At 54.7% G+C, this 12514-nt stretch carries 10 protein-coding genes; 6 read left to right on the forward strand and 4 right to left on the reverse strand.

Annotated features, from left to right (window positions below; genetic code table 11):
• Positions 1-45 precede the first annotated feature (45 nt).
• Positions 46-657 carry an NAD(P)-dependent oxidoreductase gene (locus tag ACT3R7_RS03455; RefSeq protein WP_193091149.1) on the forward strand — a complete coding sequence of 204 codons (612 nt, stop codon included), beginning with the start codon at positions 46-48 and terminating at the stop codon, positions 655-657.
• 28 nt (positions 658-685) lie between these two features.
• The gene (locus ACT3R7_RS03460; RefSeq protein WP_193091148.1) at positions 686-1153 is read left to right on the forward strand and encodes a nuclear transport factor 2 family protein; all 468 of its coding nucleotides are present in this window, start codon (positions 686-688) and stop codon (positions 1151-1153) included.
• Positions 1154-1457: 304 nt separating this feature from the next.
• On the opposite strand, the gene ACT3R7_RS03465 is transcribed toward ACT3R7_RS03460, so the two are convergent.
• Complete coding sequence (locus ACT3R7_RS03465; RefSeq protein ID WP_193091147.1) at positions 1458-3728, reverse strand: TonB-dependent siderophore receptor; 2271 nt, start codon at positions 3726-3728, stop codon at positions 1458-1460.
• A 150-nt stretch (positions 3729-3878) separates the two neighbouring features.
• On the opposite strand from ACT3R7_RS03465, the gene ACT3R7_RS03470 reads away from it, so the two are divergent.
• On the forward strand, positions 3879-4649 hold the full coding sequence (locus ACT3R7_RS03470; protein WP_192536702.1) for a response regulator: 771 nt from the start codon (positions 3879-3881) through the stop codon (positions 4647-4649).
• Positions 4650-4654: 5 nt separating this feature from the next.
• Positions 4655-6073 (forward strand): ATP-binding protein, encoded by a 1419-nt coding sequence (locus ACT3R7_RS03475; RefSeq protein ID WP_193091146.1) that lies wholly within the window; start codon positions 4655-4657, stop codon positions 6071-6073.
• A gap of 54 nt (positions 6074-6127) precedes the next feature.
• Here ACT3R7_RS03475 and ACT3R7_RS03480 read toward each other — a convergent pair whose 3' ends face one another.
• Positions 6128-6604 carry an NYN domain-containing protein gene (locus tag ACT3R7_RS03480; RefSeq protein WP_192536700.1) on the reverse strand — a complete coding sequence of 159 codons (477 nt, stop codon included), beginning with the start codon at positions 6602-6604 and terminating at the stop codon, positions 6128-6130.
• A 230-nt stretch (positions 6605-6834) separates the two neighbouring features.
• On the opposite strand from ACT3R7_RS03480, the gene ACT3R7_RS03485 reads away from it, so the two are divergent.
• Positions 6835-7731 (forward strand): LysR family transcriptional regulator, encoded by an 897-nt coding sequence (locus ACT3R7_RS03485; RefSeq protein ID WP_192536699.1) that lies wholly within the window; start codon positions 6835-6837, stop codon positions 7729-7731.
• Here ACT3R7_RS03485 and ACT3R7_RS03490 read toward each other — a convergent pair whose 3' ends face one another.
• Positions 7732-9237, reverse strand: coding sequence for an AbgT family transporter (locus tag ACT3R7_RS03490; protein WP_192536698.1), 1506 nt, complete (start codon positions 9235-9237; stop codon positions 7732-7734).
• A gap of 44 nt (positions 9238-9281) precedes the next feature.
• Positions 9282-10436 (reverse strand): M20 metallopeptidase family protein, encoded by a 1155-nt coding sequence (locus tag ACT3R7_RS03495; protein WP_192536697.1) that lies wholly within the window; start codon positions 10434-10436, stop codon positions 9282-9284.
• A gap of 303 nt (positions 10437-10739) precedes the next feature.
• On the opposite strand from ACT3R7_RS03495, the gene ACT3R7_RS03500 reads away from it, so the two are divergent.
• Positions 10740-12494, forward strand: coding sequence for a sensor domain-containing protein (locus ACT3R7_RS03500; protein ID WP_192536696.1), 1755 nt, complete (start codon positions 10740-10742; stop codon positions 12492-12494).
• Positions 12495-12514: the final 20 nt, after the last annotated feature.

Below are 12514 nucleotides of genomic sequence, written 5' to 3' on the forward strand. Positions count from 1 at the left end.
TACATTTTAGACCGTATAAAACATAGAAGCTCCAGGAGGTTTCTCATGGCACAAGTTGCACTTATTGGCGCATCGGGTGATGCAGGTTCACGTATTCTCGCGGAATTATCACACCGCGGGCACCAGGTAACGGCCATTGCTCGCCATACCGATAAGATCGCCACATTGCCGGGTGTTACACCAAAGCAAGGCGATGCCAACGACCAACAGGCGTTGGGCGCATTGCTCAAGGGACATGATGCGGTGATCAGTGCCGTGCCTTTCTCCGCCAGCGATGTCAAAAAGCTGGTGGGTGCGGTACGCGATAGTGGCGTTGCCCGCTATCTGGTGGTGGGCGGGGCAGGCAGTCTTGAAGTTGCTCCTGGCGAGAAAGTTATTGATCAGCCGGATTTTCCTGAAGCGTACAAGCCCGAAGCGAGTGCCGGTGGTGAGTTTCTGGATTTTTTACGCGGCGTTAATGATCTTGAGTGGACATTCCTGTCGCCTTCGGCCGAGTTCGTACCCGGCGAGCGTACCGGCGTCTTTCGGCTTGGCCAGAATGAATTGCTGACCCATGACGCGGGCTCAAGTATTTCCTTTGAAGATTATGCCGTGGCATTAGTGGATGAGCTGGAGAAGCCTCGCCACGTGAATCAACGTTTTACCGTTGGCTATTGAGCCACCTACCCGAAACAGGAGTTTTGACATGTCGTTACTGAAATCGTTGAGCGTTGCCACGTCGGTGCTGATGCTATCTTTACCCGCCGCATCGTTTGCGCAAGCCGAACGTGATCTTGAGGCTGAGGAAGCAAATCGGGAACTGGTCATCCAGTTCTATAACCAGTTCTTCAACGAGCATGAAACAGAGCAGAGCTCATTGGTGCTGGCGGAAGATTACATTCAGCACAATCCGGACGTGCCGGATGGCAAGGCGCCTTTCGTGGATTACTTTGCAGGCTACTTCCAGGAAAACCCGGACTACCAGAGCGAGATCGTGCGTAGTGCAACCGATGGCGACCTGGTCTGGCTGCATGTTCACTCTACCAATGGTGATGATGATCGCGGTGAAGCCGTTGTGGATATCTTCCGCGTTGAAAATGAAATGATCGTCGAGCACTGGGATGTCATCCAGTCTGTGCCGGAAGAAGCGGCCAACGATAACACTATGTTTTAAAACAGATAGATTTGTTTTAAATTAAATAGCTATGTTCTAAATCGGATAGCAGTCGATTTTATTTGGCCCGAAAGGGCCTTTTTTTATAAACCACAAAAGCTACCTACCGGTATCAGTGTCGCAGGCCGGTGTGGCGTGGCCGCTTTATTGCTCTGCCGGCTTGCAGGCTCCATGACGAATAAAGCACAGGTCGCGGACTGCCTATCGAATAGTGAGGCACGTTGAGTAAACGGGCTAACCGACAGCCCTTAAACGAGAAGGCCGCGCAAAAATTGCGCGGCCTTTTTACTTGTGCTGAACGCTTTTAGAACTCGGTCCGTAGCGTTAGCGTGGCACTGCGTGGGTTGCCGTAAATGGCGCCGGCGTAGAAGCCGTAGCGCTGGTAGTAGTGTTTGTCGAACAGGTTGTCGACGTTGAGCGTGACGTTGGTGGCGTCAGTAATATCGTAGCGGGCCATGGCGTTCACAGTGGCGTAGCCTGCCCAGTTGGCGGGCGTGGAGCCGGTACTGACGCCGTCGGTGGGTTGGCCGGCGGGGCTTGAGATAGCGTCGATATTGCTCTGGGCGTAAACGCCGGTACCGAAGGTCCAGCGATTCAACAGGCCGGCGGGCTCGTAGGTGGTATGCAGCTTGAACAGGTGCGAGGGGTCGCTGCGACCGTCGGAGTCAATGCGCCGGAAGTGCAGGTAGGTATAGCCGCCGTAGACGTTCCAGTTTGGGGTGATAGCACCCGCGATCTCAAGATCGATGCCATCGGTTTCATTGCCGGTACCCGCGCGGTAGGCCTGGTTGCCGTCGGGGGTCAGGTTGCTGCCATCCAATACGGCGCTGTTCTCCTGGCGGGTGCGGAAGTAGGCCGCAGACGCATTCAATCGGCCATTAAACCACTCGCCCTTTACGCCAGCTTCATAGCTGTCGCCTGCGATGGGTTTGACCGTGTCGCCGCTGGTGGTTTGCCGACTTTGCGGGGTGAAGATGTTGGTATAGCTGGCGTAGAGCGAGTGGTTGTCCGTAAGGTCATAGACCAGGCCCGCATAGGGTGTGAATACGCCAGTTTCACGCTGGCTGGTAGTATCACCTGAAGCCGTTTCATTCTCGGTTTTATAGTAGCTGGTACGGCCACCTACAATAAGGGAAAGCGGCTCGGTGATGCTTAGACGCGTAGCCGCATAAATGCCGCGCAGGTCGGTCTCGGTGAGGCTGGACTGGCCGTTTCGGGCGCCACTCAGGTGGATGTCGGCATCGACGCCGTTGCGCCAATCGGTGATCGGCAAGCCGTTGTTGTTGCGGTACATGCAGCCTTCGGCAAACTCGGACGTGGTGGCGCTGCTCAGCATGCAGTCGTGGTCATGGGTGCGTGAACGCGTGCGGCTGTCGCTATAGCCAAGCGCGATCTCGTGACGACGACCGAGCAGACCATAGGCGCCGTTCAGGTCGATCCGGGCGGAGCGCTGGCGCGTCTCGTTATCATTGCGCATGCCGTTCAGAATGGCACCGCCGCCATCTTCTTCCCAATAGCCCGTGTAGGTGCCTCCTGGCCCGCGGTTCACCTTGCCCAGGGCGAGGTTGCTGAACGCATCGGTATTACTCTGGGCAGCCTGTACCTCAAGGCTCCAGTCGCTGTTGAAACGATGATTCAGCGAGGCGAAGGCAGTGTTGGTCTCTTGCTCTGCGTAGCTCCATTCAGGGACCAGATTGGTACTGCGTGAAAGATCCGTCTTTCGGCCGCTGGCGAACCAGATAGGTATGTTGGCACCCCAGCCAGCGCCCGAGGTCTTGTTGTATTCGTACTGGTAACCCACTCCCAGCGTAGTTGCGTCGCTTACGTCAAATTCGAAGTTGGCCAGTGCCGCCCGGCTGCGGGTGGATTCATGGTCGCGGAAGCCGTCGCCTTCGCCCTGGGTCACCACGAAGCGCGAGCGGATACTGCCATCCTCGGTAAGTGGCGTATTGATATCCACCGCGCCGCGCGCGTTGTCCCAGCGGCCATAAGAGGCGTAGGCACTGCCGCCAAACTCCCGCTCTGGGCGTTTGCGAATCAGGTTGACGGTGGCCGAGGGGTCACCGGTGCCGCCCAGCAGGCCATTGGCGCCACGCACGATATCCACACGCTCGTACAGGTCCAGGTTCACAGCGTTGCCGCCGCCACTGAAACCGGAATCGCCAGGGAACTGCAAGCCGTCGATTTTCCAGTTGCTGATGTTGTAGCCTCTGGCACGGTAGGACGTACGTACGCCCACTTCCGCTTTGCTGGCGGCGATACCGGGAGTGAGCTCCAGCGCATCTTCCAGGCTGACCGCTTGCTGATCGTCTAACTGCTGCCGGGTAACACTCGTAACGGATTGCGGCGTCTCGCGAGGGGAGAGATCCAAACCGGTGGAGCTGCTGGTTTCGGACACTGTATAGCTTCGGGCAGGGTCGCCTTGATAGGCCGCCTCGACCTGCACAGTACTCATCTGGACGTCGGATATACGTTGAGGTTCATCAGCTGCTGTCTGGGCCAGTGCGCTGGTACTTAACAGACAGCTACCACAGGCGGCCGCAATTGCCTTGGCGAGTGGGGTTTTTGAACACACAGGCGAGTTCCTGAAGGTGTGCGAGGCGCGATACATCATGAATGTCCCTTAAAATAATAATGATTGGCATTTACCATTTCCCAGGCCACGATTATATTGGCGTCTTTGGCTAAGAAACTTTTGCTCTATGGGGCATATGTAATGAATTGTATGGGTGATGTAGCGCCGTTGGCGTCAAGCGCTGAACAACACGATGAATCTGCCCTCGTTCTGGTGGTGGATGACGATGATGAAATCCGTGAGCTGATCTGCGACTATCTGGCCGGGATGGGATACCGCACGCGCGGCGCGGCCAATGGCCGCGAGATGTGGGGCCAACTGAATGGCAGCGTGGATCTGGTCATTCTCGATCTGATGTTGCCAGGCGAAGACGGCTTGAGCCTGTGTCGTGTCCTGCGTCAGCAAAGCAGCCTGCCAGTGATCATGATCAGCGCCCGAGGCGCTTCGGCGGAGCGTATTATCGGCCTTGAGATTGGTGCCGATGACTACCTGTGTAAGCCCTTCGACCCGCGCGAACTGCTGGCACGTATCCGCGCCGTCATGCGCCGAGAACCGCATGCCAGAGACAAGCCGGACACCCCGCCGCAAGCTGCGGCCGATGAAGCCGTGCTGTGTTTTGCCGGTTGGCGTCTGGATCTACAAACCCGTCGGCTGAAATCACCCGCCGGCCACGCCTGCGATCTCGCCCGCTCCGATTTCATGGTGCTAAAGACCTTGAGCGAGATTCCTAACCGCATCGTCAGCCGGGACGAGCTGAGTCGCCGCGCGTTTGGGCGGGAGTATTACGTTAACGACCGCTCCATTGATGTCTGCATCAGCCGCTTGCGTCATTATCTTGAGGATGATGCTCGTCGTCCGCGTTTTATTCGTACCGTGCGCAACGAGGGGTATCTGCTCGAGCAGCCCTCTATTTCTCAATGACGCGCATGTTCAGAATGACGCGTACGCCGGGATGGTGGTGCCGATTATGGCCTGGTTCGTTGTTCGGGCAGTTGAGCGTGATTGTGGTGGCCGGTGGCCTGGCGATTCAACTGCTGTTCAGCAGCATCTGGTATGACGTGCGCTACAGTCAGGTACTCGAAGTACCCGCTCGCCTGGTGGCGTTTCGTACCGTGGAAACGCTGCATAAACTGGCCAATGGCGAGGCGATGACCCACCTGGCGTCGGAAACCTTTCACCCTGAGCTTCTGGTATCGCCACTTGCCACACCGCCACGGCTGGACAGTGGCCAGCAAAACGTGGAAAGCATGCTGCAGGCCGCGCTCAGTCAGGAGGTCGGCGAAGCCGTAGAGCTGTCGCTGCTCGACGTGACTATCCGGGATGAGAACGGCCACGCCAGAACGTGGGCTGGCTTGTTTGGTCTTTCTCACGTGGTTGGGCATTTCGACTTCCAACTGCGCCTTGCGTCGGGGCAGTGGCTGCACATCCAGGCGGTTCAGGAACAGGGTTGGAACGCTGAGCCTGCCTGGCGCGTGCTGGGCGATTATGCTCTGCGCGTTTATCTGCTCCGCGCCTTGGCCCTGGTGGCTATCGCGCTCATCGTGGTGCGTATCAGCACTCGCCCGTTACGGCGCCTGGTTCGCGCTGCCTCGGCGCTGGGTCAGAACATCGAGCAGCCGCCTTTACCGGTCGAAGGACCGAAGGAAATGCGCCAGGCCGCTGAGACCTTCAATGCCATGCAGCAACAGCTGATTGATCTGATGGGCGAGCGAACTCAGCTGCTTGCCGCCGTTTCCCATGACTTGCGCACGCCGCTTACGCGCATGCGCATTCGGGTGGAAGGCATCAATGATGCACGGCTGCGGGAAAAGCTGGTTACCAATATCGGCCAGATGGAAGAGCTGATTCGCTCGCTTCTGGATTCCGCCAGCAGTGGCGCAACGCCGGATGGTCACGCCGCGTTTGACTTGGTCGGATTGATCAATGAAGTGGTGGATGAGTTCGTCGATACGGGAGGCGATGTCCGCTGGCACGGCGCACCGGCCGTGATTATCACCGGCCACGCCGCCAGCATTCGACGGGTGCTGCACAACCTGATCGACAATGCCCTGCACTATGCGGGTAGCGCTCAGCTAACGCTGCGGCTGACAGAGCGCTGGGTCGAGGTTGAGATTCAGGATGACGGCCCCGGTATTCATGACCAGCATCTGCCTGCCGTCATGCAGCCTTACGTGCAAGGCGAGGCCTCAGCGCCATCAAGCGGCATCGGGTACGGCCTGGGGCTGAGCATTGCCCGGAGCATCGTGATGGCCCATCGCGGCAGGCTGGCGCTTGATAACCGAACCGGCGGCGGGTTGCGCGTTGTAATGGCGCTGCCCACCCATGCTGGCGCGAAAAATGAGTAATGCGTGATTCGCAGGCAAGACGGTTAAACACGGCGTTTATGCACTTGAAGCCCGTTAGCCAAGCAGCAGGTCGCGCTTGATAGGGATGAACTCGCTCGCCGCATTAATAAGCGAAGCGGCGGTCAGCTGGGGAACGCCATACACTTCCACTTTCTTGCCATGTACGGTGCGGATTTTATGGGCGAGTAGGTCAAAGTCGCCATCGCCCGAGACCAGAACGATAACATCGGCCTTTTCCGCGTACTCGATAGCATCGAGAGTGATACCGACGTCCCAGTCACCCTTGGCGGAACCGTCAGAGCGTTGAATGAACGGTTTGAGCTTCACCTCAAAACCGATCGCTCTAAGTATGTTCTGAAACTCACGCTGTTTCTGGTCGCCTTTATCGATGGCATAGCAAAACGCGCCCGTTACCTCTCGGTTAGCGGTGGCTTGCGCCCAAAACGTGTTGTAATCAAAGTTTTTTCGATATGCGTCCCGCGTGGTGTAGTAGACGTTTTGGGTATCAACAAAGATGGCGACACTGGTCATATGCGGTAAGGCTCCTTGGAAGGCGTTAAAGCATGCCAGCATGGTCAGGTGAATGTAAGGTTTTACAGCACAGCACGTCGGGTGCGCTAAAAAGGGAAAAGGGCAAGTAATAAATTCCTTTGTCGTGTACTAACATCGCTGGTCTCGCTCTGGCGGATTCAGCGCAATACAATGGCATGCGCTAGTTGGTTAGCATGCTTTATGTATCTCCAGCCTATTACGAGCCATCCATGAATATACTCGATAAACGTGCTTTCTATTTGCTGGAAGTAAGCAGCTGCGGCGGTATTCGCGCGGCGGCTGAGCATTTGCATATTAACCCTTCCGTGGTGAGTCGGCAGGTGCGCAGTCTTGAGCGAGAGCTGGGGATGGCACTTTTAGAGCGCCAGGGGCGCCATATGATGTTAACCGAGGCGGGCTTACTGGTAGTAGATAGCTTTCTTGCCCAGCGGCGGCTCAACTCGGAGCTTGGGGATACGCTTTCCCGGCTGCGCAATCTGCAGGCGGGCAAGGTCGTGGTATCAGTGGGCGACGGGTTTGTGGATAGTTTTATCAACTATGTGATGAAGCGTGTCTCCGAGCACTACCCTGACGTGCTGATCGAGATCAAGACGGGTATCTACTACCCCCGTGAGCCTCACGAGATGGTAGCCAACGACGAGGTGGATATCGCGATTACCTATGGACCAATTTCGGACCCGCGGCTGGTGGTGCACTCTTTTGAGCGCGGCCCGCTATGCGCCTTGGTGGCCCCTTTTCATCTGCTGGCCCGGCAGGAGAGTGTTACGGTAGCAGAGCTTTTGCAGCACAAACTGATTTTTCTGCCCGATGTATCGGGGTCGCAGCAGTTTGTAAATGCGTTATTTAGCGCCGCCGGGCAACCCGCCACGCCCGCCTATCGCTGCAACCTGCATTCTGTTTCACGGCGTATGGCGAGTGCCGGTATCGGCGTATCGTTCATGACCGCAGCCGCTGCAAGTAACGAGATACAAGCAGGACAGCTTATGGCGATTCCCGTAGCGCATCCACTGGCAGCCAGCAGTCAGGGCAACTTGGTAAGAAGAGCCGGCAGAAGGCTTTCGCCCGCTGCCGACTATCTGTGGAAGTTGATGCTGACGATGCAGTAATCAGTTCGCCATCATGTAAACGCCAGGCCCAATCGGCCAGCCCATGGCCAGCCAGAACATCAAAAAGGTGGACCAGGCGAGCAGAAAGGTAACCGCGAGTGGAAGCATGGTGGCTATCAGCGTGCCTAACCCCATATCCGGCTTGTAACGCTGCATATACACCAGTGCGACCGAGAAGTACGGACTCATAGGTGAAATGATATTGGTGCTGGAGTCACCTATACGGAACATGGCGAGTACAAAGGCGGGGTCAAAGTCGATCATCATGAGCATGGGCACAAATACTGGAGCCATCAGCGCCCACTGGGCTGAGCCGCTGGTCATGAACACGTTAAGCACAGCACTCATGGCAATAAACGCGCCCACCAACGGCAGGCCGGTAAAGCCGGTGCTCTGCAGAATGTTCGAACCTTCTATGGCGATGTACTGGCCAAGCTCTGACCAGCGGAAGTAGGCGATAAACTGCGCAATCGCGAAGAACAATACCAGAGTAGGTGCTAAATCGCTTGCCGACTCTGCCATGCGTTGAGGCACATCGCGGCTGGTTTTGATCTTACCGGTAGTGATGCCATAAACCAGGCCGATGGTCACGAAATAGCCAAACATGAGTGGCACCAGCGAGCGTAGGAAAGGTGATGGGATCAACCCTCCCTCTTCGTTACGTAGCGGTGATGCTTCGGGAAGAACGGCAATCAGGATCAACGCTAGATAGATCAAGGTAGCAAAGCCGACCCGCTTAAGCCCTCGCTTTTCTGCAGGCGTTAACTCCGGCTTGATGATATCTGTCTTGAAGTCCTTACTCATCGGCAGCGTGCGTGTGAGCCGCGGTTCAACCACCTTATCGATAATCAGCGTACCTGCAATGGCAAGCACGAACACCGAGCAGGCTACAAAATAGTAGTTATCCACCGGAGAAACATAGGCGTCGGGATCAACCAAGCGCGCCGCTTCGGTAGTGATACCGGCAAATAGCGCGTCCCCAACGGTAATAAACAGGCTGGCATCAAAACCCGCCCCGGCGGCGGCGTAGGCGGCGGCGGCACCAGCAATCGGATGGCGGCCCACCGAGTGATAGACCATGGCGGCTAGCGGAATCAGGATCAAGTAGTTGGCATCGGAAGCGATGCTGCCGCAAATACCTGCCATGAAAACACAGAAGGTCAAAAGTGACGGTGGTGCCTTGGCCACGCTAACCTGCATCAATGTGGACATCAGGCCGACCTTATCAGCCAGACCGATGCCGAACATCACCACCAAAATAAGCCCAAGCGGCGGGAAATTGACGAAGTTACTGACTACGCTGGTCAGCATGAACTCCACGCCATCGCCGGAAAGCAGGCTTTGAACGTAGACAGTATCGCCGGTTTGCGGATTGACCGCCGAGACGCCAAAGGCGGCAAGCAGAGCGGAAATAACCACGACCACCACGGCGAGAATGGTAAACAGAATGAACGGATGAGGGAGTTTGTTACCCACGCGTTCAATAGAAGCGAGTACGGACTGCATAGTGTTAACCCTTATTTTTAGAAGCTATTGGTTGTAAAAGGTTGTTAGCTGCGTGATAGCAGCCCTTTTGCTAAAGCCACAAACATGCCGCCGGCCACCGGCAATATGTTGTCGTTAAAGTCGTAGTGTTCGTTGTGAAGATAAGCGCTGTCACCGTTACCGACGAAGAAGAAGCAGCCGGGCACTTCTTGTAGGTAGAACGCAAAATCCTCGGCTCCCATGGTGGGCATGTAATCCAGCTTCTGAATATCGTTGCTCACCGCGTACTCGGAAGCGAGTTCCAGCACGCGCTCGGACCATTCGGGGTCATTGGCCAGCGGTGGGATCTGATGAATGTGCTCAAGCTTGAAGCGGGCACCATGGGCATCGCACACGCCTTTTATTACCTGTTCAAGCTTGCCGGCCAGCGCCTCGCGGGAGGAGGGGCGGTCGCTTCTGATGTTAACCATCAGCTCAGCGCTTCCGGGAATGACGTTGGCGGCATCGCCTGCATGAAAGGAAGCTACGGTAATCACGCCGGATTCAAGGGGCGATTTGTGGCGGGCCACCAAGCCTTGTAGTTGTTGAACAAGCGAGGCTCCTACATAAATAGGGTCAATGGCCAGATGGGGCATGGCCGCATGGCCGGAGACACCATTGATGGTCACCTTGAACGTGTCATTGCCACCCATGGCCGGACCGGGTTTCACGAAGAGCTGGCCTTCAGGAAAGCCGGGGCGGTTGTGGTAGCCAAACATGGCCTCCACCCGGGGGTTTTCAAGCACACCCGCCTTAACCATCGCATCCGCACCGTTGCCGCCTTCCTCCGCCGGCTGAAAAATCAGCTTGAGGTGCCCGCATAGCTCATCCCGCTTTTCCATGATGGCTTCGGCGGCGAGCAGCAGCGTGGCAGTATGTCCGTCGTGTCCGCAGGCGTGCATAAGGCCTTCATGCTGTGAACGGTGGCCAAACGTATTGGCTTCGTGAATGGGCAGGGCATCCATATCGGCACGAAACGCGATCACCGAGCCTTCGCGGCCGGTATCCAGCTCCGCCAGAATACCTGTGGTCGCAATACCCTCTGTTACCTTATAGCCAAGCGCACGTAACCGCTCTGCGGCGAGCTTTGCGGTTTGAGCTTCTTGATATTTAAGCTCAGGGTGCTGATGGAGGGTGTGACGCAGGGTGATCGCATCTTGTACTTGCTTTTCGGTAAACATTGCCTGTCCTTGCCGTTATTGATGTCATTATGTGCCCTAAAGCTAAGTGACTTGATGGGCTTAAAGGAGAGGCTTGTATGTTGAGTTTGTTGCTTTTTGAGCAACAGTAAGAAGAAACCTTAGATTCTAGGCCCTGTTGAGTATGTTAATTTCACACGAATAGTATTTTAGGTTTGTTATTTTACGTTTAGTGGTATCAATCCGTTACGTTATAAAAATAGAAACCTAGGTGATTATCAGAGAACATATGAGGGTGTAAAAACCGTTGAGGGTGAGTCATTTTGTCATTATTCAAGGTAAGTCATGTCCACATCTACCCTATTTTCGCTTGATGATTTCCCCGTGGGATGCATGGTTACCGACAATAAGCGGCGTATTCTGTACAGCAATCGCTATATTGAAAAGTATTACGGTTATTCAGTCAGCGGGCTAGTGGGCGCTGACCTGTTTACCTTGTTAAGCCAAGCGTCACAGATTATTTATGAAGCATACATTGTTCCCTTGCTGCTTCAGGAAACCTGCTGTGATGAAATCCGTCTAACGCTGGTGACACCCTCAAAAGGCAAGGTGCCAGTGTCGGTAAGTGCTTTTTTTGATGGCAGTTCTGATGGAAATGTTTATTGGAGTATCAGTAGTGCCAGCCGTTCAGATCAATTATTTGAAGAGCTAACGGAAACCAAAAAACTGCTTGAGCAGAAAGTATCCGTACTGCGTACATTATCCGACACGGATCCGTTAACCGGGCTACCTAATCGGGCGGCCTTGACTAAATACCTTGACCACAAAATGTTAGATCGAAAGCGTAGCGTTATGGCATTCGCTTTGGCATTTGTTGATCTTGACGGATTTAAGGAAATTAACGACCGCTATGGGCATCATGTAGGTGATAAGGTCCTTCAGTTCGTAGCCGAGCGGCTGGCCAATAATCTTAGAAGTGATGATTTAATTGCCCGTTTTGGAGGCGATGAGTTCGTTATTTTTTTAAATGGCCGCTTTAGCGCAGGTTTGGTAGAAGAGTCGCTAACGCGGCTTATCAGCAAACTTTCAGAGACCATCAGCATCGGCTCAATGCACTTAAAGCTCTCTGCCAGTATTGGCGTTACGCTTTATCCGCAGGCGAAAGAAGTACAGCCGGACCAGCTGATTCGCCAGGCTGATCAGGCAATGTATCAAGCAAAACTTGCCGGAAAGAGTCAGGTTTGCCTTTTTAATATCGATAATGAAGTCGTTCAAAAGGAGAAGTATTCAGAGCTGCTTGCGATTAGCAGCGCTATGGAGGCCGATCAGTTTGAGCTTTATTACCAGCCTAAAATCAATATGCGCACAGGTGAGGTGTTTGGCGTTGAAGCATTAATACGCTGGAATCATCCGGTAGAAGGCCTGAAAGGGCCGGATACTTTCCTGCCTGTACTTAGCAATACCGCTACCGGTTTGGCGCTAGGCCGGTGGGTGATTACGAAAGCGCTCTGCCAGCTACAAATATGGCTACAGAAGGGGCTGGACCTGCAGATCAGCGTCAACATTGATGGTTACCACTTACAGCACCCGCAATTTCTGCGCGATTTAAGCGTCATTCTTTCGGACTTCCCCCGCCTGCCTAAACAGCGGTTTGAGATTGAAGTACTTGAAACCAGTACCATTGAAGATGTGAGCCATGTTTATTCAGTGCTCAATGCCTGCCGGTTAATGGGAATTCGTATCTCTCTGGATGACTTCGGAACCGGTTACTCCTCGTTGAGCCATCTCCGGGATCTATCGGTAGATACCCTCAAAATTGACCGTAGTTTTGTCAAAAATATGCTGACCAGTAGCAGTGATTTAGCCATTTTGAAGGGCGTCATCGGCTTTGCTCGCGCATTCGAGTGTGGTCTGGTCGCAGAAGGGGTTGAGACACTAGAGCATAGCCAACTGCTGATGGAACTTGGCTGTGAATGTGGTCAGGGTTACTACATAGCCAAGCCAATGCCCGCTCGCGCTTTTTTCGCATGGATTGATGAGTGGTATCAAACGGAGTTTCAAGCGAAGTATAAAACTCACTCATTTAAAACGAAGGAGTAAACGGCGTGTTAACTAAAGAG

Source organism: Halomonas sp. AOP43-A1-21 (assembly GCF_052376775.1).
Lineage (GTDB): Bacteria > Pseudomonadota > Gammaproteobacteria > Pseudomonadales > Halomonadaceae > Vreelandella > Vreelandella colorata.